A 19,046-nucleotide genomic window follows, 5' to 3' on the forward strand; every position below is an offset into this window, starting at 1 on the left:
GCGGAAGATGACACAGGCCGCCGACGAACTCGCAAGCGATCGCCGCCGCTGGGCGATGCCGGGCAGCGCGTGGGATCGGCAGGTCGTCATCCTGAAGCGCCTGCTGCCCGCGACAGCGGCGGTGATCCTGCTCGCCTGCCTCATCTGGCCGCTCACCGCGCAGCAGGAATTCAGCTTCATCTTGTCGCGCGACGCGGTTGAAAAGGCGGGCGAACGCCTGCGCATGGAAGCGCCCATGTATCGCGGCGAAGACAGCAAGGGCCGCCCGTTCAGCATCCTTGCGGACGAGGCCGTGCAGCGCACCTCGAATGAACCGGTCGTCGAACTGAAACGCATCGAAGCGCGCCTCGATATGGAAGAAGGCGTCGCCACCGTCACCGCGCCGAGCGGCCGCTACGATCTCGAAGCGGAAAAGCTGAATGTCCTCGGACCGGTCGTTTTCCACCGCCCCGATGGATACGTGCTGCAAACGGGTGACGTCGCGGTCAGCCTGCCGACGCGCAAGGTGACAAGCGCCGGACGCGTCAGCGGTCGTATGCCGCTCGGCTCGTTTTCGGCCTCCCGTCTCGATGCCGACATGGAAACGCGCGTTGTCACCTTGTCAGGCGGCGTGAAAATGCGGATTACGCAGCGATGATCCGCTCCGCCCTCCTCCTCGCCGCAGCCGCCGCGCTCGCACTTCCCCTTGCCGCCTCGGCGCAGAGCGGCTTCGGCAGCTCGGCACTGAAGGGCCACGACACGCGCGCGCCCATCGATATCGATGCCGCGCGCATCGAGGTGCGCGATCGTGATTCGCAGGCGATCTTTTCGGGCGCGGTTCGCGTCGTGCAAGGCAACATGACGCTGAGCGCCGCGACGATGCGCGTGTTCTACGAAAGCGCCGCGGGCGGAAACCTTGCGATCACCCGGCTCGATGCCGAAGGCAGCGTCCAGCTCGTGAGCCCGAGCGAGCGCGTCAGCGCGCGCCTCGGCATCTACGATGTCGAAACCCGCCAGATCACCTTCGTCGGCGGCGTCGTGCTCAATCGCGGCGATAGCGTGCTGCGCGGCGAGCGGCTGGTCATCGACCTTGAAAACGGCCGCTCCACGCTCGACGGCTCGGCAAGCGCGACGGATGGCGGCCCGCGCGTCACCGGCCGCTTCGTGGTGCCCCCGCGCGGTTCGCAGTAACCGCACACACGACCCTTTTTATGCTGTCTGGTTCCGTTCGGCTTGCATTGCCGAAAGCGACCATGCACAAATTGCGCCAAGTGGTCACCGGGCGGCCGGTTCCTGCATTTGTCGTTAAGTATTCGTGAGGTAGAAAACCCGCCATGAGCGAAGTCATGACGATGGAGGACGAAACTCCCGCGGTCGATACCGAACGCGGTCTCGCCGTCGTGTCCATCGGCAAGCGCTACGACAAGCGCGTCGTGCTGCGCGATGTGTCGCTCGGCGTGCGCCGTGGCGAGGTCGTCGGGCTCCTGGGACCGAACGGCGCGGGCAAGACCACCTGCTTCTATTCGATCATGGGTCTCGTGATGCCCGATTCGGGGCGCATCCTCCTCGACGGCATCGACATCACCGGCCTCCCCATGTACCGCCGCGCCGCGCTCGGCGTCGGCTATCTGCCGCAGGAAACATCGATTTTCCGCGGCATGACCGTGGAAGACAATATCCGCGCGGTGCTCGAAGTCGCGGAGCCGGACCCGGCCGCGCGCGAGGCGCGGCTCGATCAGCTGCTCGGCGAATTCTCGATCGCGCGCCTCCGGAAGGCGCCCGCCATGTCGCTGTCGGGCGGTGAGCGCCGCCGCTGCGAAATCGCCCGCGCTCTCGCCGCGAATCCCTCGATCATGCTCCTCGACGAGCCGTTCGCGGGCATCGACCCCATCTCGATCGCCGACATCCGCAATCTTGTCGGCCACCTGAAGGACCGCAACATCGGCGTCCTCATCACGGACCACAATGTTCGCGAAACGCTGGAGATCGTGGACCGCGCCTGCATCATCTACGACGGCCGCGTGCTCTTCGAAGGCACGCCCGAGGCGCTTGTCGCCGACGAGACGGTGCGCAAGGTCTACCTCGGCGAAAGCTTCAGCCTTTAGCGTATGGCGATCGGTCCGCGTCTTGATCTGAGGCATTCGCAGCAGCTGGTGATGACTCCCCAGCTGCAGCAGGCGATCAAGCTGCTGGCGCTGTCGAACCTCGAGCTCGAAAGCTACATCAACGGCGAACTCGAACGGAACCCGCTGCTCGAAGCGGCCGGCGAGGCTCCCGCCGAACCCTCCGATGCACCCGAAATTGCTTCCGACGACTGGTCGGTGCCCGAGCCGGTGGGCTCGGACCAGCTCATCGCGGCAGGCGCGGGCGATGCCGATGCGCCGCTCGACGTCGATCACGCCGCCGAAACCTTCCACCACGACTGCGCGAGCGACATGCCCGCCCCCGGCACCGGCGGCCTCGACGGGAGCCTCAGCGTCGCCGGTCCCACGGTCGCGGGCGCGGGCGGCGGCGAGGACAGCGAAGGCTTCGACGCCACGCTCGCGGCCGAACTCTCGCTCCACGACACGCTCCTCTCCCAGCTCGCGGGGATGGACGATGTGCAGCAGATCATCGCCCGCCACATCATCGATCTCATCGACGAGAGCGGCTATTTCACCGGTGACCTCAATGAAATCGGCGCACGCCTTCAGGTGCCCACCGCCGATGTCGAAGCGGTGCTGAAGATCATCCAGACCTTCGAGCCGACCGGCGTCGGCGCGCGTTCGCTCGGCGAGTGCCTCGCGCTGCAGGCGATGGAGGCGGACCGCTACGATCCCGCGATGGCGATGCTGCTGTCCAATCTCGACCTTCTCGCGCGCGGTGAGATGGCGACGCTGCGCCGCATCTGCGGCGTCGATGCCGAAGACCTCTCGGACATGATCTGCGAACTCCGGGCCTACAATCCGAAGCCCGGCCTCGCTTACGGCGGCGAGCCGCCGCAGCCGATCATGCCGGACATCTTCGTCGCGCGCACCGTATCGGGCGGCTGGGCAGTCGAGATCAACGCCGCGACGCTCCCCCGCCTCCTCGTCAACCGCAGCTATTATGCCGAGCTTTCGGGCACGGGCGGCAAGGCCGCGAAGAGCTTCCTGTCGGACTGCCTGCAATCCGCGAACTGGCTCATCAAGGCGCTCGATCAGCGCCAGCGCACCATCATCAAGGTGGCGACCGAACTCGTCCGCCAGCAGGAGGCGTTCTTCCTCCACGGCGTCCAGCACCTGAAACCCTTGAACCTCCGCGCGATCGCCGACGCCATCGGGATGCACGAATCGACCGTCAGCCGCGTCACCTCGAACAAGTACCTCTCGTGCGAGCGCGGCCTCTTCGAGCTGAAATACTTCTTCACCTCGGCGATTCAGGCGTCGGACGGCGGCGACGCCGTTTCCGCCGAATCGGTGAAAACCAAGATCCGCGAACTCATCGACGGCGAACGCGGCGGCAAGATCCTCTCCGACGACAAGCTCGTCGAGCTACTCAACGAAGCCGGTTTCGACATCGCCCGCCGCACCGTCGCGAAATACCGCGAAGGCATGGGCATCGGCTCCTCGGTCGAACGCCGCCGCGCCGCCGCGATCCAGAGCGCGGCTGCGTAGGGACGCACAACCCCCCTGCCTCAATCCCGCAGCAGCTCGTTGATCCCCGTCTTGCTGCGCGTCTGCGCGTCCACGCGCTTCACGATCACCGCGCAATAAAGCCCTGGCCCGCCGTCCGTGCCCGGCAGCGTGCCCGGCACGACCACCGAATATGCCGGCACCCGCCCGCGCATCACTTCGCCCGTCGCGCGGTCGACGATCTTGGTGGAGGCGCCGAGATAGACGCCCATTGAGAGCACCGCGCCCTCTTCCACCACCACGCCCTCGGCGACTTCGCTGCGCGCGCCGATGAAGCAATTGTCCTCGATGATCACCGGCCCGGCCTGCAGCGGCTCCAGCACGCCGCCGATGCCGACGCCGCCCGAAATGTGCACGCCCTTGCCGATCTGCGCGCAGCTGCCAACCGTCGCCCACGTATCGACCATCGTGCCCTCGCCCACATAAGCGCCGATGTTGACGAAGCTCGGCATCAGCACCGCGCCCTTGGCGATATAGGCGCCGCGTCGCGCGACAGCGCCGGGCACCACGCGGAAGCCTGCCGCGCGAAACCGGTTCTCGCCCCATCCGGCGAACTTCGAAGGCACCTTGTCAAACGCCGGCGCCCCGCCCGCGCCGCCTTCGACAATGGCATTGTCGTTGAGGCGGAACGACAGCAGCACCGCCTTTTTCAGCCACTGGTTGACGCGCCACGCGCCATCCGCCTTCTCGGCAACGCGATACGTGCCCGCGTCCAGCCCTTCGATCGCGGCCTCTACCGCCTCGCGCACCGCGCCGGTGGTGGAAAGGCCGAGCCCTTCGCGTTCTTCCCAGGCCTGATCGATGATGGCGGCGAGATCGGTCATGCTTCTACCCCTGTCGTAATGAAATGAAGCCAGTCGCCGACGTCGGCGATCCGGTGGTCGATGCTGTCGTGGTCGGCCTGATAGCTGCCGCTTTCGGCGCCGTTGTCGGCCCACACCGTGGTCATGCCCATCGCCTTCGCGGGCACGAGGTTGCGCGCCATGTCCTCCACGAACAAGGCGCGTTCGGGCCGGATGCCGTGCGCCGCGCAGAAGCCGTGATAGGCGTTCGGATCGGGCTTCGGGCGATAATCCATGGCATGAATGTCATACACCGCCTCGAACACGCTGCCGAGGCCGAGCCGGTCGAGCACCTTCTCCGCATAGACCGTGTCGGCGTTGGTGAACACGAGCTTGCGGCCCGGCAGCTTGTCGAACGCCGCCGCCATGCGGCCGTCCGCCTCCAGCACGCCCATGTCGATATCGTGCACGAAGCTCAGGAAGTCCGCTGGCGCCACGCCGTGCCCATCCATCAGGCCGCGCAGCGTCGTGCCGTGATCGTGGAAGAACCGCTTCTGCACCCGCCGCGCTTCCACCGCGTCGCAGCCGATCAGTCGCATGATGTATGCGCCCATGCGCTCGTCGATCTGCGCGAACAGGTTCGCGCGCGGCGGATAGAGCGTGTTGTCGAGATCGAAGATCCACGTCTCGATGTGGCCGAAGGCGTCCATGCCGGGGTCATGGCGACGAGCGGCGGATTTCGCAAGCATTTGGTAATGCCTTTGCGCGACGATTCTGCCATCAGGGGTGCGACAGGAACAACAGGGGTGCTGGCGGATATGCGCCGACGCGTCAGGACGCAGTATCGCGGGTTTACCGCTGTTTCGACTCTATGCCTCGCCGCACTGCTCGCGGCATGCGGCGGCGGCGGTGGTGGTTCGGGCCCGGTGTCACCCGGCACGGTGACGCCGCCTCCAACGCCGACGCCGACGCCCACACCGACGCCGAGCCCGGTCTATGATACGCCCGAATACAGCCGCTCCAATGCCACCGCATCGGCGGGCGCGATCGCGGCATACGAAGACGGCGCGACCGGCGCAGGCGTGAAGATCGCCGTCATCGACAGCGGCGTCGATATCCAGAGCGCCGAATTCGCGGGCCGCATCGATTCGGCGAGCCGCGACATCGCAGGCGCGCGCGGCGTCGACGATACCGACGGCCACGGCACCTCGGTCTCCGCCGTCGCGCTCGCAGCGAAAAACGACAGCGGCATCCACGGCCTCGCCTTCGACGCCACATTGATCGCGCTCAGAACCGACACGCCCGGCACCTGCACCTCAAGCGACGGCTGCTCGCATTCGGACAACAACATCGCCATCGCGATCGATACGGCGGTCGCGGCAGGCGCTCGCGTCGTCAACATGTCGCTCGGCGGCGAACCGCCCAATTCGCGCCTGCGCACCGCGATTGCGAACGCGACCGCAGCGGGCGTCATCGTCGTCATCTCGGCGGGCAACGACAGCCTCGCGAATCCGGATCCCTTCGCCCAGATCGCAAGCGATCCGGCCGCGCGCGGCCGCGTCATCATCGCAGGTTCGGTGAACGATACCGATGCGCTTTCAAGCTTCAGCAACCGCGCGGGCAGTTTCGCAGCGCACTACATCGCCACACTCGGCGAAGGCGTCCGCAGCTTCGATCATACCGGCACACACTATTGGTTCAGCGGCACGTCCTATGCCGCCCCCGGCATCGCCGGCGCCGTCGCCTTGCTCGCCGACGCCTTCCCCACGCTGAGCGCGGACGAGATCATAGACATTCTGTTTCGTACTGCGCGCGACGCAGGCACTGCAGGTGACGACACGATCTTCGGCCAGGGCATTCTCGATCTCGTCCGCGCCTTCTCGCCGATCGGCGCCACCTCGCTTCCGGGGAGTAGCGTGCCCGTCACCAGCGACGCGGGTTCGCTCGCGGTGCTCGGCGGCGCGCTCGGCGACGGCGGTGATCTCACCGGCGCACTTTCCGATATCGTCGTTCTCGACAGCTACGGGCGTGCCTACGTCGCCGATCTCGGCGCGGGCGTCTCGCGCATCGCCCCCGCGCCGCGCCTCGCCGCCGCGCTCCAGACCAACACCGAGGAGGCGCGCGATGCCTTCGGCGTCGCCGGCTACAGCCTGTCGTGGAACGCCGCCGTCAGCACGCGGCCCTGGCTCGGCCTTGCCCAGTCCGGCGGCATCGATGCCCGCGCGGACGTAGCCGCACGCGTCACGCGCGGTTTCGTCACCGGCAGCGTCATCCCCGGCACGGGTGTCGGCTTCGCGGCCGGCTACGGCGCGGACGATCTGCTTGCAAACATGGCGGGCACACGCGCGCCGGGTTCGCGCTTCATTGCGAGCGGCGATGCGCTGCGCGACGACGGCGTTTCCATCGCGGGCACGCGCGCCGCGGCGGTGAGCCAGCGCATCGGCAGCTGGACCTTCGGCATGGCCGCAGGCACGGGCGAAACCCGGTCGCTGCGCCCCGGCAGTGCGTGGGATCGCCGCCGCGACGCGGACGCCGTGCGGCTGTTCGCCGCCAGCGCCTCGCGCCGCCTCGGCGCATCAGACATCAGCGTCACGTGGAGCCGCCTCGACGAAAGCGGCAGCATCCTCGGCGCCGAAGGCTCGGCAGCGCTCGGGCTGACGCGTGCTTCCAGCAATTTCCTCGGCCTCGACTGGGCGATGGATGCCGGGCACGGCTGGCGCGTCGCGGCGCAGGCACGCGGCGGGCTCACCCATCTCGATGTCGCCGCAGGCGGCCTCGTTTCGGGCGCGAATGCACTCCGCACCCTCGCCTTCGCGTTCGACGTGACGAAATCGGGCGTGGTCGCGCGCGGCGATGCGGTCTCGGTGCGAATCGCCCAGCCGCTGCGCGTCGAAGGCGGCGCGCTCCGCGCCGATATCCCGACGAGCTACGACTACGAAACCGAAACCGCAGGCTACACCCGCCGCACCTTCACGCTCGCGCCCTCGGGCCGCGAGATCAGCGTGGAAGCCGCGTGGTCGGTCCCCTTCGCCGGGTTCGGCCACCTCGACACGAACCTCTTCTGGCGCCGCGACCCCGGCCACATCGCCGCGCTCGACGACGACATGGGTGCAGCGCTCCGCCTCAGAGCGCGGTTCTAGCCTCATCGAGGTGGCGCACGGCGTCGTGTGCAAGCCGCACGACCTCGTCGTCGAACTCGGCTACGGTCGAAAGCGGCTTGCCGCACTCGGTGCAGACGATCCAGTCGCGTTCCGCAGGACGCTCCGAGACCGCAAAGTCCGTACCGCCGCAGTTCTCGCATTTCAGGCTAACCCTGATTCCTCCAGTCATGGCCAATCTCCCCGGTTATGCTTTTGTTGCAAAGCTATCGGGCTCGCGCGCGAAGTCGAGTCGTCTTGTGCGTAGGGACACCCCCGAAAAGACAGAGGGCCGGCATTCTCAAGCGTGAGAATGCCGGCCCTCCGCGCGTTTTGGGCGTGTTTCCGACAGGGGGGATCGGAAACGGCGCCCCGCGCTCTCAACACAGCAGATCGGACTGGGACGTGCCGATCAGCTGTCGCCGCGCTCCGCGCGACGTTCCGCGCGCTTCGCCTCGTGCGCCGCACGGCGCTCGTCGGGGCTCAGCGTACCATCCTTGTTGGCGTCGGCGGCGTCGAAGCGCGCAAGCGGCTTCGCCTTCGCCTCGGCGAGCGTGATGCGCCCATCCTTGTTCGCGTCGGCGGTTTCGAACCATTTCTCGCCCAGGCCGCCCCAGCCCATGCCGCCATGATGCATCATGCGATGGCCCTTGCGGCCGTCCTTGTCACCGTCCTTGAACTTCATGCGCAACTCGCGGCGTTCCTTGCCGTCGGCCTGGGCGGTTTCGCGGCGTTCGGCCCACTTGGCCTTCATCCCGGCGTGGTGTGAATCCCACTCGGTGCGGCTGATCTGGCCGTTCTTGTCGGCATCCATCGCAGTGAACATGTGCGCGCGCGCTTCGGCCATCTTCTTTTCGGCCTCGGCCCTGCGCGCCTCGATCCCGGCCTTCAGTTCCGCCTCACTCACCGCGCCGTCCTTGTCGGCATCGGCCTCGGCGAAGCGCTCGGCGATCTTCTTTTCAAGGTCCGCGCGGGTCTGCGGTGCGCTCCAGTGCGACGCCTTTTCCGGCGGTGACGGCGGCGAGGGCTGGGCGATCGCGGGCAGCGCCATCAGCGCGGCTGCCGATGCGCCGATCATAAGGAATGTCTTCACGTTCGTACTCCGTTTCAGCATCTGATTACCTGCCTATACGCAGCCCGTGCTGACTCTCCCTTGAATATGCCGTTCATCAATGCGAAGGGCGCGCGTACTTCGGTTTTTCGCGAAAGGTCTGGTTGGATGTCTGATATCAAGCGCGTGGTTCTGGCCTTCTCGGGCGGTCTCGACACGAGCGTGATCCTGAAATGGCTTCAGCAGACCTATGCCTGCGAGGTCGTCACCTTCACCGCCGATCTCGGCCAGGGCGAAGAGCTCGGGCCGGCGCGCGCCAAGGCGGAGCTGATGGGCGTCAAGCCTGAGCACATTTTCATCGACGATCTCAAGGAAGAGTTCGTGAAGGACTATGTGTTCCCGATGATGCGCGCGAACGCGCTCTACGAGGGTCTTTACCTGCTAGGCACGTCGATCGCCCGGCCGCTGATCGCGAAGCGCCAGATCGAGATCGCCAAAATGGTCGGCGCCGACGCCGTCTCCCACGGCGCCACCGGCAAGGGCAACGATCAGGTCCGCTTCGAGCTGGGCTATTACGGCCTCAACCCCGACATCAAGGTGATCGCACCGTGGCGCGAGTGGGATCTCACCAGCCGCACCCGCCTCATCGAGTTCGCCGAGGCGCACCAGATCCCCGTCTCCAAGGACAAGCGCGGCGAAGCGCCGTTCTCGACCGACGCGAACCTCCTCCACACATCGTCCGAAGGCAAGGTTCTGGAAGACCCGTGGGAGGAAGTCCCCGACTACGTCTTCTCGCGCACCGTGAACCCGGAAGACGCGCCCGACACGCCCGAATACATCACCGTCGAGTTCGACGCAGGCGACGCGGTCGCGGTCAACGGCGAGCCTTTGTCCCCCGCCAACCTCCTCGCCAAGCTCAATGACTACGGCCGCACGCATGGCATCGGTCGTCTCGACCTCGTCGAGAACCGCTTCGTCGGCATGAAGTCGCGCGGCATGTACGAAACCCCCGGCGGCACCATCCTCCACACCGCCCACCGCGCCATCGAGCAGCTCACCCTCGACCGCGGCGCCGCCCACCTCAAGGACGAACTCGGCCCGCGCTATGCCGAGCTCGTCTACAACGGCTTCTGGTTCAGCCCCGAGCGCGAGATGCTCCAGGCCGCCATCGATCACAGCCAGCAAAAGGTCAGCGGCACCGTCCGGCTCAAGCTCTACAAGGGCTCGGCATGGGTCGTCGGCCGCAAGTCGCCGAACTCGCTCTATTCCGAAAAGGTCGTCACCTTCGAAGACGACGCCGGCGCCTACGACCAGCGCGACGCCGAAGGCTTCATCAAGCTGAACGCGCTGCGCCTGCGGCTTCTGGGGCGGCGGGGCTGAACGGTTCTGCCGCGCACGATGTGGCCATTCGATATTGCGCAGCCAGAAGTCCTAGAATGCCCAACGGCAGGATGGGCCACCCTTGCATGTTAAAGATGAACACGATTACCGGTGTCAAAAATGCAATTGTGATCGCGAGGCGTTCTAAAAGGCTGAGCCATCGCTGGTAGCGAGCGAGGGTCACAATCGCAGCCAATGACACCACTGTCATGTCGTAGTTAAATGCATAGGGCAAAATCAGGAATGTGGCTGTGGCAACGATAAGCCCCAGATCTTGGTTACTTATGCGTCGCCATGCGGATATCAGAACAACAGCTATTGCGGTCACCGCGATAGTGATTTGCAGTATACCTGCGACGGCTTCTCCGCAGATCAATCGAAAGCTGACCCAAACCGTGGGCATCATCCTTGGATAAAGATACTTGATCGGGTCTATATCCGTAATCAAATCGTTCTGGTATCCGAGCGTATCAGTAATCCATTGCCTCCAAAGCTCAAAACCAAACAGCGATCCGCTAGTAGCTACGAGCAGCAAGGTGATAACCGTAGCTGATCCGAAGGCGCGCCACTCGCCGCGAACAACAAGTACAAGGGGAATAAGAACTCCAAGATGAGGCTTGATTGTCATCAGGCCAAAAAGCACTCCAGCACGAAGCGGGTGCTGACTCAGCCAGGCAAATCCCGCGAGCAGCATAGCCCCGATTACAAAGCCATAATGTCCCGCCCAAATGTTGATCATGGAGGCCGGCAGGATGATGACGGACCAAAGCGGCACGGTGGTGCCGGAAACGTAAGACTTTGCCGCTGCAACGAACGCACCGCCACTTACAATTATCCAAGTCAGCAATGCCGGCACGTACCCCATAAGCGCAAAAGGAAATATGAACAGAAGAACATGCGGAGGATAGGAAAAATTATGAATGCCAATTCTGGGGTCGATAATCTTCCTTTGAAATTCTGCATACGACACTAGGTCGTATAAGTCTTCTAGATTTCCATTAAATAATATATTTGCGCCGGTCCAAACATTTACAAAATCACGACCTATTAATGAATTGCTTGCCGTAACAATAATACCGTCAGCACCCATAATATCTGATGCTAGATAAATTCCCCCTCCAAAAGCGCCAAATAATATCAAGAAAATCAAAAAATAATTGTTTTTATCATTTCCTTCTGTATTATTTTCTTTATATTTTCTTCTGAATACAAATAACTTGTAAAATGAGAAATTAAACCCCATTGCAAATATCGTTGCACCCGCGAAAGCAGAAATTATAGGTACACCAGCGTAGGTAAGCGTAGAGAACACGACCGCATTGATTGCGAGGCCGCCTAGCGAGGCGAGGACGTAGCGGCGAAACTCAAGAAGAGTTGGGGCGGTCGTTATCCGAAAACTCCAACGTCGATTACCAAGCCATGTCGTAACAATTGCCAAAGCCAAGGATGGAAATTGTGCCAGATAAGGTGTGAGACCAATCTGGGTCAGCAGTTCCAAACAGACTGTTGCAACGACAAAGGCCACGGCGCCGACGACAAGGAACATCGAAGTTTCGCGAGCGATACTTTTCACGGCGTGGGCAGCCCGCGCTGCATCAGGAGGAACATGCGCTTCAACTCAACGCGCGAGCGCGATACCGAGTCCAGTATGAGTCCGCAGATCGCCGACATCACGGCGATGATCATCAGTGCGGCGGCGAGGACTGCCGTGGGGATGCGCGGCACAAGGCCCGTTTGAAGGTATTCAGCAACGACCGGCAGGCCAAACACCAGCGACGCGAGCGTAAGCAGCGTGGCCAGCCCCCCGAAAAAGAATGCGGGCCGTGTTTCCTTCAGCAGCAGAAAGAATACTGACAAGATACGAAACCCGTCGCGGAAGGTGCGAAGTTTGCTCTCGGAGCCTTCCGGACGCACGCCGTAATCAGTCTCGATCTCCGCGACCGGCAGCATTAGTTGGCTTGCGTGAACCGACATTTCGGTTTCGATCTCGAAACCGCGGCTCACCGCCGGAAACGACTTCGCGAAACGGCGGCTGAACACTCGGTAGCCGGAGAAGATGTCGCTGAAATCGTCGCCGAACATCCACTGAAACACGCCGTTGAACAGGCGGTTGCCGAGTGCGTGTCCGGATCGTCCTGCGTCCTGCCGCACACCGCGCCGTGTTCCTACGACCATGTCGAGCCTGCGCTCGACGAGCGCCTGCACGAGTGTCGGCGCATCTGCCGCCGCGTACGTGCCGTCGCCGTCCGCCATCACATAGATGTCAGCGTCGACCTCGGCGAACATGCGGCGCACCACATGCCCCTTGCCCTGCCGCATTTCGCGAATAACGATCGCGCCCGCATTCTCGGCCACGCGCGCCGTGTTATCCGAGGAGTTGTTGTCGAACACGTAGATGACCGCACCGGGAAGCGCCTCCGCAAAGCCCGCGATCACGTCCGCAATCGTCGCGGCCTCGTTGTAGCACGGCAGCACGACGGCAGTCGAAAGCCCGACGCGCGGATGCGCGGTGTCAAATTGGGAGGCGGAGGGCAGGGAAACCATTGTCGTTCCTCGGCAGACGGAGTGATCTGATGCCGCCGAACCTAAAGCGGCGATGGCTTCCAACTGGTTAATATCGCGGCCCTTCGAAGCCGACTGTTAACCATGCTCGTCGTAGATCAGCGCGCATGAATACGGATCGGACCCGCGGCTTCCTCGTGCCGCTGCTCATCATCTGGCTGCTCGCCGCGCTCGCGCTCACGATCGTGAACCGCGCGGATATCGCCGCGCTCGACCTTCCCGATACCGACGACGCGCAGCGGCTGATGCAGGTGCGCGACTGGCTCGGCGGTCAGGCGTGGGGCGATGTCGACCAGCACCGTATGAACCCGCCCGCGGGCGCGAACATGCACTGGTCGCGCCTCGTCGACCTGCCGATCGGCGCGATCATCGTCGTCACCGAGCCCGTTTTCGGCCGCGCCGTCGCCGAGCGTATCGCCGGCACCGCCGTGCCGCTCCTTGCGCTTCTCGTCACGATGGGCGCCGCCGCGCTCGCCGCATTCCGTCTCGCCGGGCGGCAGGCGGCCATCCTCGCGGCGGTGTTCATCGCTGCAAGCGGCCAGATCTTGTCACTGTTCAAGCCGCTCAGAATCGATCACCACAACTGGCAGATCGCCTTCATGCTCTGCGCCGTCGCCGCGCTCGCCGATCCGCGCCGCCGCTTCTCGTCGGGTATCCTTGCCGGTCTCGCCACCGTCGCAGCGCTCGTCATCGGACTTGAGATGCTCCCGCACCTCGTCGTCGCCGGCGCCATCCTGGTTCTCGGCTGGTGCCGTGACCCGGCACTCGGGCGAGTGCTCGCGGGCTACGGCGTCGCACTTGCCGTGGGCGCAGCGCTTGCCTTTCCGGCGTTCGTGCCACCCGCGCGCTGGTGGTCCGCCGCGTGCGACGCCTTCTCGCCCGTCTATGCCGCGCCGCTCGTGTTCGGCGGCGCGCTTGCCGCGATCCTGCCGCAGATCGATGTGCTCACGTCACCGCTGAGGCGCGCTATCGCGGCGGCGATCGGCTTCGCGAGCGTCGGCGTCGCCGTGCTCGTCGCCTTTCCGCACTGCGCGGGCGGCCCGATGGCGATGCTCGACCCCGCGTTCCTGCCGGTCCTCGCCCGCATCAGCGAGGCGCGTTCGATCGTCAGCTACCTCGGCACCGAGCCCGAAACCGCGATCGTGTTCGGCCTCTACCCCTTCATCGGCATCGCCTGCGCGTTCGTGATGCTGCGCCGCGCGGACGCCGACAGCCGCTTCGGCTGGGCCCTCGTCTTCGGCCTCCTCGCCACCACGACATGGCTGATGTTCCTGCAGCTCCGCGCTGCGACCGGGCCGAACGCGCTCGCCGCGATCGCCGCAGCCGCCGTCGCAGCGATGCTGCTGCCCCGCGCCCGCGCGATCCCGTCGACACTGCCGCGCCTCGGCGCAACCATGCTCGTGCTCGTCGGCCTCACCAGCGCGCTTCCCATGTTCGCCGCGCTCGCGACGAAGCGTATCGGCGGCTCCGGCAATGCCGCCCCCGCGACCGCACCTCTCCCCTCGTGCACCGCATCCGCGACACTCGCGCCGCTGAACGACGTGCCCAAGGGCATCATCGCCGACGTGTTCGACATGGGGCCTGCGATCCTCGTCCACACGCCGCACAGCGTCATCGCCGGCCCCTACCACCGCAATGCGGCCTCTATCGCCGATTCCGTCCGCCTGTGGCGTGCAGGAGACGATGAAGCGAAGGCCATCGCCGCCCGCTACAGCGCGACCTATATGCTCGGCTGTGTCGGCACGAACGACCTCGCGGCCGCGAAAAAGGAAGCCCCCGAGGGGTTGTGGGCGCGGCTTGAGGGCGGAGAGGTTCCCGCGTGGCTCGAACCCGTGCCGATGCCCAAGGGTTCGCCCCTGCGGCTCTATCGGGTCAAAGGCTGAAGCTCGCCCGGATTCCGTCGATCACATACTGCGCAGCGAGCGCGGCGAGGATGACACCGAGCAGCCGCGTGATCATCGCCTCGATCTTCTCGCCGAGCAACCGCATCAGCGGCCCGGCGGTCAGAAGCGCGAGCAGCGTCAGCGCCAGCACGATGCCGAGTGCGGCAAGCACCACGCTGCGCTCCACCCAGCCGTTCGCCTGCGAGGTGAGCAGCATCACGCTCGCGATCGAGCCCGGCCCGGCGAGCATCGGGATCGCCATCGGGAACACCGAGACGTCCTCGATCTCCTTTGACGCCACCTCCTGCGCGCGCGAATTGCGCCGTTCGGTGCGCTTTTCGAACACCATTTCGGACGCGATCAGGAACAGGAGGATGCCGCCAGCGATGCGGAACGCATCAAGGCTGATGCCGAGCGCCGCGAGCATCCCCTTGCCGAGGAAGGCGAAGAAAAGCAGCACCGCCGCCGCCACGAGTACCGAGCGGATCGCCATCGAGCGCCGCTGCTGCGCGGAGGCGCCCGCCGTCAGCGAAGAATAGATCGGCGCACACCCCGGCGGATCGATCACCACGAACAGCGTGGCGAGCGCCGAGATGAACAGCTCCGTCACGACAGGCCTTCGGGTGCGGGTAGCCCGGCGCGGCGATGCGCGGCGACGAGCGTGTTGCGCAGAAGCACGGCGATCGTCATCGGCCCGACACCGCCCGGCACCGGCGTCACCGCGCTCGCGGTCTCCATGGCCTCGGCGTAGGCAACGTCGCCGACGAGCCGCGTCTTGCCCTCGCCGCGTTCCGGCGCCGCGATGCGATTGATGCCGACATCAATCACGACCGCGCCCGGCTTTAGCCAGTCGCCGCGTACCATTTCGGGGCGGCCGACGGCAGCAATCACGATATCCGCCTCGCGCACCACCGAAGGCAGCTCAGCCGTGCGGCTGTGCGCAATGGTGACGGTTGCGTTCGCCGCGAGCAGAAGCTGCGCCATCGGCTTGCCGACGATGTTCGATCGGCCGATCACGACTGCGCGCTTCCCCGAAAGGTCGCGGCCGATCCGGTCTTCGAGCAGCATCATGCAACCGAGCGGCGTGCACGGCACGAGCCCGGGAAGCCCGGTCGCGAGCCGCCCCGCGTTCACGATGTGAAACCCGTCCACATCCTTTTCGGGGTCGATCGCCTCGATCACCGCGCTCTCGCGCATGTGCTTGGGGAGCGGCATCTGCACCAGGATGCCGTCGACGTTCTCGTCCGCGTTCAGCGTTTCGACGAGCGCGATCAGATCGGCCTCGGGCGTGTCGGCGGCCAGCCGATGCTCGAAGCTCACCATGCCGGCCTCGACTGTCGCCTTGTGCTTGGAGCCGACATAGACCTGGCTCGCCGGGTCCTCGCCGACGAGCACGACCGCGAGGCCCGGTCTGCGCCCGGTCGCCGCGAGAAACGGCGCAACCGCGGCGGACACACGTCCGCGGAGGCCATCGGCAAATGCCTTGCCGTCGATACGCTCAGCCGTCATTTGAAAACTTTCAGCCCGCCATGATGTCGAAAACCAGCGCCGGAACCAGCCGCTGGATGAGGATGAGGCCGAGTATCAGCACCATCGGCGAAAGGTCGATACCGCCGAGATCGGGGAGCACGCGCCGGATCGGCCGCATCATCGGCTCCGTCAGCCGGTCGAGCCCGGTCAGCAGGCTGCGGACGAATTGATTACTGGTGTTGATGACGTTGAACGCCACCAGCCAGCTGATGATGACCTGCGCGATGATGATCCAGATCACGAGCTGGATGACCATCGTGAAGATACCGAGCAGAGCTGCGACCGTATTCATGCGAGTCCATTCCTTGGCACACCGTGCAGGCCTGTCTCCTAACCGCGCACCGAAACGGTGTCCACCGCGTCCTCCGCGCCGAGCCCGTTCTCGATCGCATCGATCGCGGCGAGCAACCCCGCTTTGTCGCAGCGCGCCGCGATATCCGCCTCGATCGCGAGCACGCCGGGCGCGATCTCGCCGTACAGGCGCTCGCCCTCCGCCGTCAGCGTCAGGCGCGAGGTGCGGCCGTCGCGGTCGTCGGCCTCGCGGCGCATGAGCCCGCGCGCGATGAGTGCGGAAACGGCGCGGCTCACCGTCGCTTTCTCCATCGGCGTCATCCGCACCACGTCCTGCGCGCTCCGCCCCGGCTTCTCCGCGACCGCCGCGAGCACGCGCCACTGCGGCGAGGACAGCCCGCAGCCTTCATAGACGCGCGCGAGCCGCTGGCTCAGCCGGTCGGAGAGCACCGCGACGCGGTAGGGCAGGAACGTGTCGAGACGGATCGGAGGCATATCGTTCCACTTGCAACAAGTTTCATATGAAACTAATATCACGGAATAACGACTCGAAGCAAATGAGGGAGAGAGCGTCAATGGCCGACCTTTTCGAAAACCCGGCAGGGCTCGACGGATTCGAATTCCTGGAGTTCTCCGCGCAGGATCCCGCGCTCATTGATCGCGTGTTCCGCCAGCTCGGTTTCACCCCCATCGCGAAGCACCGCTCGAAGGATGTGACGCTGTACCGGCAGGGCCACGTCAACTTCCTGTTGAACGCCGAGCCGCGCTCGCCCGCCGCCTTCTTCGCCGAGGAACATGAAGCCGGCGCCTGCGCGATGGGCTTCCGCGTGAAGGATGCCGCGAAGGCTTACGCGCACGCCGTCGCGAACGGCGCCGAACCCATGCCGACCTCCACGGGCTGGATGGAGCTTCGCCTCCCCGCCATCAAGGGCATCGGCGGCAGCCTCATCTATCTTATCGATCGCTACGGCGACGATGCCGACATCTACGATATCGATTTCCGCTATTTCGAAGGCGTCGACCGCCATCCCAAGGGCGCGGGGCTGGAGATCATCGATCACCTGACGCACAACGTCTATCGCGGCCGCATGAAGTTCTGGGCGGAGTTCTACGAGAAGCTCTTCAACTTCCGCGAGATCCGCTACTTCGACATCAAGGGCGAATACACCGGCCTCACCAGCCGCGCGATGACGGCGCCGGACGGCAAAATCCGCATCCCCCTGAACGAGGAAGCCAAGCAGGGTGGCGGTCAGATCGAAGAATTCCTGATGGCGTTCAACGGCGAAGGCATCCAGCACGTCGCGCTCTCCACGAGCGACATCTACTCCACGATCGACAGCCTGAAGGCGCTCGGCCTGCCGTTCATGACCGCGCCGCCCGAGACCTATTATGCGATGCTCGATGAGCGCCTGCCCGGCCACGGCGAGCCCGTCGACGCGATGAAGTCCCGGGGCATCCTGCTCGACGGCTCCACCGAAAACAACGACCCGCGCCTGCTGCTCCAGATCTTCTCGGGCAACGTGCTCGGCCCGGTGTTCTTCGAAATCATTCAGCGCAAGAAAGACGAAGGCTTCGGCGAGGGCAATTTCAAGGCGCTGTTCGAATCGATCGAGCGCGACCAGATCGAGCGCGGCGTGCTCGAAACCGCGGAGGCCTGAGCCATGAAGCGCTACCTCAATTTCCCGCTGGTGAAGGGCGAGGCGAGCCGCCAGGCGCACGCCGATCTTCCCGAAGGCACCTACGAGCGCGAGATGTCGAAGGAGGGCTTCTTCGGCCCCGCCGCCTTCTTCTATCACCGCAACCCGCCGACAGCGTGGACCGATTTCGACGGGCCGCTCGCGCCCCGCGCCTTCGATCTCACGCAGATCAACGAAGCACCGAACTCGCTCTGGTCCGCCCCGGTGGTACTCCACAACAGCGCCACCGAAATCCGCCTGTGGCGTCTCGCCGACGCCATGACGGCGCTCGATCGCAACGGCGACGGCGATCAGCTGCTGTTCGTGCACCGCGGCAGCGGCGATTTCTTCTGCGATTTCGGCCATCTCGCGATCGGTCAGGGCGACTATGTCGTGATCCCGCGCGGCACGATGTGGCGCATCGTGCCCACCGAGCCGCTGCAGATCCTCGCCGTCGAGGCGACGAACTGCAGCTACACGCTCCCCGACAAGGGGCTGCTCGGCCCGCACGCGATCTTCGATCCGGCGGTCATGGATACGCCCGAGATCGATGAGGCCTTCCACGCGCAGCAGGGCGACACCGAAACGCGCGTCGCTGTAAAGAAGCGCGGGCAGGTTTCGTGGATGACCTATCCGTTCAACCCGCTCGACGCGGTGGGCTGGCACGGCGAGCTTTCGGTCGCACGCCTCAACGTGCGCGACATCCGCCCGATCATGAGCCACCGCTACCATGTGCCGCCCTCGGCGCACACGACGTTCCTTGCCGACCGCTTCGTCATCTGCACCTTCGCGCCGCGCCCGTTCGAAACGGACCCGAAGGCGCTGAAGGTGCCGTTTTTCCACAACAACGACGATTACGACGAGGTGCTGTTCTACCACGACGGCGACTTCTTCAGCCGCGACAACATCCACCCCGGCATGATGACGCTGCACCCCTGCGGCTTCACGCACGGCCCGCACCCCAAGGCGCTCACCCGGATGTTCGAGCAGCCCAAGCCGATGACCGACGAGTATGCGGTGATGATCGACACGCGCGATCCGCTCGAAATCGGCGAAGCGGCTTCCGCTGTCGAATGGACCGGTTACAAGGATAGCTGGAAAAGCAAATCCTGAAGGGGGCCC

General features: G+C 65.0%; 19 protein-coding genes. 9 read left to right on the forward strand and 10 right to left on the reverse strand.

The window, feature by feature from the left end:
- The first annotated feature begins 7 nt into the window (after positions 1–7).
- From lptC to rpoN, 4 genes are all read left to right on the forward strand, one after another.
- Positions 8–637: an LPS export ABC transporter periplasmic protein LptC gene (gene lptC / locus H2052_RS09375; protein ID WP_293780664.1), complete on the forward strand. Its 630-nt coding sequence runs from the start codon at positions 8–10 to the stop codon at positions 635–637.
- On the forward strand, positions 634–1,170 hold the full coding sequence (locus tag H2052_RS09380; RefSeq protein WP_293780666.1) for an LptA/OstA family protein: 537 nt from the start codon (positions 634–636) through the stop codon (positions 1,168–1,170). Before lptC ends, H2052_RS09380 begins: the two co-directional genes overlap by 4 nt.
- A 143-nt stretch (positions 1,171–1,313) precedes the next feature.
- Positions 1,314–2,084, forward strand: coding sequence for an LPS export ABC transporter ATP-binding protein (gene lptB, locus H2052_RS09385; RefSeq protein WP_293780668.1), 771 nt, complete (start codon positions 1,314–1,316; stop codon positions 2,082–2,084).
- Between the two features lie 3 nt (positions 2,085–2,087).
- A complete protein-coding gene (rpoN, locus tag H2052_RS09390; RefSeq protein WP_293780670.1) occupies positions 2,088–3,614 on the forward strand; it encodes an RNA polymerase factor sigma-54 in 1,527 nt (508 codons plus the stop codon).
- 20 nt (positions 3,615–3,634) lie between these two features.
- On the opposite strand, the gene dapD is transcribed toward rpoN, so the two are convergent.
- The gene (dapD, locus tag H2052_RS09395; RefSeq protein WP_293780672.1) at positions 3,635–4,456 is read right to left on the reverse strand and encodes a 2,3,4,5-tetrahydropyridine-2,6-dicarboxylate N-succinyltransferase; all 822 of its coding nucleotides are present in this window, start codon (positions 4,454–4,456) and stop codon (positions 3,635–3,637) included.
- On the reverse strand, positions 4,453–5,124 hold the full coding sequence (locus tag H2052_RS09400) for a pyrimidine 5'-nucleotidase (protein WP_293780902.1): 672 nt from the start codon (positions 5,122–5,124) through the stop codon (positions 4,453–4,455). The genes dapD and H2052_RS09400 overlap by 4 nt, the downstream gene beginning before the upstream one ends.
- Before the next feature lie 108 nt (positions 5,125–5,232).
- On the opposite strand from H2052_RS09400, the gene H2052_RS09405 reads away from it, so the two are divergent.
- Entirely contained in the window at positions 5,233–7,554 is a 2,322-nt protein-coding gene (locus H2052_RS09405; RefSeq protein WP_293780674.1) for a S8 family peptidase, read from the forward strand.
- Here H2052_RS09405 and H2052_RS09410 read toward each other — a convergent pair.
- On the reverse strand, positions 7,538–7,744 hold the full coding sequence (locus H2052_RS09410; RefSeq protein ID WP_293780677.1) for a hypothetical protein: 207 nt from the start codon (positions 7,742–7,744) through the stop codon (positions 7,538–7,540). The two genes, H2052_RS09405 and H2052_RS09410, sit on opposite strands and share 17 nt — an antisense overlap.
- A gap of 219 nt (positions 7,745–7,963) precedes the next feature.
- Positions 7,964–8,644: an EF-hand domain-containing protein gene (locus H2052_RS09415; RefSeq protein WP_293780680.1), complete on the reverse strand. Its 681-nt coding sequence runs from the start codon at positions 8,642–8,644 to the stop codon at positions 7,964–7,966.
- A 126-nt stretch (positions 8,645–8,770) separates the two neighbouring features.
- Between H2052_RS09415 and H2052_RS09420 the strand changes: the two genes are divergently transcribed.
- Positions 8,771–9,982, forward strand: coding sequence for an argininosuccinate synthase (locus tag H2052_RS09420; RefSeq protein ID WP_293780683.1), 1,212 nt, complete (start codon positions 8,771–8,773; stop codon positions 9,980–9,982).
- Here H2052_RS09420 and H2052_RS09425 read toward each other — a convergent pair.
- The gene (locus H2052_RS09425; RefSeq protein ID WP_293780686.1) at positions 9,936–11,528 is read right to left on the reverse strand and encodes a glycosyltransferase 87 family protein; all 1,593 of its coding nucleotides are present in this window, start codon (positions 11,526–11,528) and stop codon (positions 9,936–9,938) included. The genes H2052_RS09420 and H2052_RS09425 overlap by 47 nt on opposite strands.
- A 23-nt stretch (positions 11,529–11,551) precedes the next feature.
- Positions 11,552–12,526 (reverse strand): glycosyltransferase, encoded by a 975-nt coding sequence (locus H2052_RS09430; RefSeq protein ID WP_293780689.1) that lies wholly within the window; start codon positions 12,524–12,526, stop codon positions 11,552–11,554.
- Between the two features lie 125 nt (positions 12,527–12,651).
- Between H2052_RS09430 and H2052_RS09435 the strand changes: the two genes are divergently transcribed.
- Positions 12,652–14,427 (forward strand): hypothetical protein, encoded by a 1,776-nt coding sequence (locus H2052_RS09435; RefSeq protein WP_293780692.1) that lies wholly within the window; start codon positions 12,652–12,654, stop codon positions 14,425–14,427.
- On the opposite strand, the gene H2052_RS09440 is transcribed toward H2052_RS09435, so the two are convergent.
- From H2052_RS09440 to H2052_RS09455, 4 genes are read right to left on the reverse strand one after another with little or no spacing between them, the layout of a single operon-like run.
- The gene (locus H2052_RS09440; protein WP_293780695.1) at positions 14,417–15,037 is read right to left on the reverse strand and encodes a MarC family protein; all 621 of its coding nucleotides are present in this window, start codon (positions 15,035–15,037) and stop codon (positions 14,417–14,419) included. The two genes, H2052_RS09435 and H2052_RS09440, sit on opposite strands and share 11 nt — an antisense overlap.
- Positions 15,034–15,936, reverse strand: a complete 903-nt coding sequence (folD, locus tag H2052_RS09445; RefSeq protein ID WP_293780698.1) for a bifunctional methylenetetrahydrofolate dehydrogenase/methenyltetrahydrofolate cyclohydrolase FolD — start codon at positions 15,934–15,936, stop codon at positions 15,034–15,036. The genes H2052_RS09440 and folD overlap by 4 nt, the downstream gene beginning before the upstream one ends.
- A 10-nt stretch (positions 15,937–15,946) precedes the next feature.
- Complete coding sequence (locus tag H2052_RS09450; protein ID WP_293780701.1) at positions 15,947–16,249, reverse strand: YggT family protein; 303 nt, start codon at positions 16,247–16,249, stop codon at positions 15,947–15,949.
- 38 nt (positions 16,250–16,287) lie between these two features.
- Positions 16,288–16,743: a MarR family transcriptional regulator gene (locus H2052_RS09455; RefSeq protein WP_293780704.1), complete on the reverse strand. Its 456-nt coding sequence runs from the start codon at positions 16,741–16,743 to the stop codon at positions 16,288–16,290.
- Between the two features lie 80 nt (positions 16,744–16,823).
- Between H2052_RS09455 and hppD the strand changes: the two genes are divergently transcribed.
- The gene (gene hppD, locus H2052_RS09460) at positions 16,824–17,906 is read left to right on the forward strand and encodes a 4-hydroxyphenylpyruvate dioxygenase (protein WP_293780707.1); all 1,083 of its coding nucleotides are present in this window, start codon (positions 16,824–16,826) and stop codon (positions 17,904–17,906) included.
- 3 nt (positions 17,907–17,909) lie between these two features.
- Positions 17,910–19,037, forward strand: coding sequence for a homogentisate 1,2-dioxygenase (locus tag H2052_RS09465; RefSeq protein WP_293780710.1), 1,128 nt, complete (start codon positions 17,910–17,912; stop codon positions 19,035–19,037).
- Positions 19,038–19,046: the final 9 nt, after the last annotated feature.

Origin of the sequence: Sphingosinicella sp., assembly GCF_013911755.1 — a bacterium.
GTDB lineage: Bacteria > Pseudomonadota > Alphaproteobacteria > Sphingomonadales > Sphingomonadaceae > Sphingosinicella.

What these genes read in the sequence shown, in the direction of transcription:
- lptC (WP_293780664.1), top strand. Translation starts at nt 8, where the DNA reads ATGACACAGGCCGCCGACGAACTCGCAAGCGATCGCCGCCGCTGGGCG.
- H2052_RS09380 (WP_293780666.1), top strand. Translation starts at nt 634, where the DNA reads ATGATCCGCTCCGCCCTCCTCCTCGCCGCAGCCGCCGCGCTCGCACTT.
- lptB (WP_293780668.1), top strand. Translation starts at nt 1,314, where the DNA reads ATGAGCGAAGTCATGACGATGGAGGACGAAACTCCCGCGGTCGATACC.
- rpoN (WP_293780670.1), top strand. Translation starts at nt 2,088, where the DNA reads ATGGCGATCGGTCCGCGTCTTGATCTGAGGCATTCGCAGCAGCTGGTG.
- dapD (WP_293780672.1), bottom strand. Translation starts at nt 4,456, where the DNA reads ATGACCGATCTCGCCGCCATCATCGATCAGGCCTGGGAAGAACGCGAA.
- H2052_RS09400 (WP_293780902.1), bottom strand. Translation starts at nt 5,124, where the DNA reads ATGGACGCCTTCGGCCACATCGAGACGTGGATCTTCGATCTCGACAAC.
- H2052_RS09405 (WP_293780674.1), top strand. Translation starts at nt 5,233, where the DNA reads ATGCGCCGACGCGTCAGGACGCAGTATCGCGGGTTTACCGCTGTTTCG.
- H2052_RS09410 (WP_293780677.1), bottom strand. Translation starts at nt 7,744, where the DNA reads ATGACTGGAGGAATCAGGGTTAGCCTGAAATGCGAGAACTGCGGCGGT.
- H2052_RS09420 (WP_293780683.1), top strand. Translation starts at nt 8,771, where the DNA reads ATGTCTGATATCAAGCGCGTGGTTCTGGCCTTCTCGGGCGGTCTCGAC.
- H2052_RS09425 (WP_293780686.1), bottom strand. Translation starts at nt 11,528, where the DNA reads ATGTTCCTTGTCGTCGGCGCCGTGGCCTTTGTCGTTGCAACAGTCTGT.
- H2052_RS09430 (WP_293780689.1), bottom strand. Translation starts at nt 12,526, where the DNA reads ATGGTTTCCCTGCCCTCCGCCTCCCAATTTGACACCGCGCATCCGCGC.
- H2052_RS09435 (WP_293780692.1), top strand. Translation starts at nt 12,652, where the DNA reads ATGAATACGGATCGGACCCGCGGCTTCCTCGTGCCGCTGCTCATCATC.
- folD (WP_293780698.1), bottom strand. Translation starts at nt 15,936, where the DNA reads ATGACGGCTGAGCGTATCGACGGCAAGGCATTTGCCGATGGCCTCCGC.
- H2052_RS09450 (WP_293780701.1), bottom strand. Translation starts at nt 16,249, where the DNA reads ATGAATACGGTCGCAGCTCTGCTCGGTATCTTCACGATGGTCATCCAG.
- H2052_RS09455 (WP_293780704.1), bottom strand. Translation starts at nt 16,743, where the DNA reads ATGCCTCCGATCCGTCTCGACACGTTCCTGCCCTACCGCGTCGCGGTG.
- hppD (WP_293780707.1), top strand. Translation starts at nt 16,824, where the DNA reads ATGGCCGACCTTTTCGAAAACCCGGCAGGGCTCGACGGATTCGAATTC.
- H2052_RS09465 (WP_293780710.1), top strand. Translation starts at nt 17,910, where the DNA reads ATGAAGCGCTACCTCAATTTCCCGCTGGTGAAGGGCGAGGCGAGCCGC.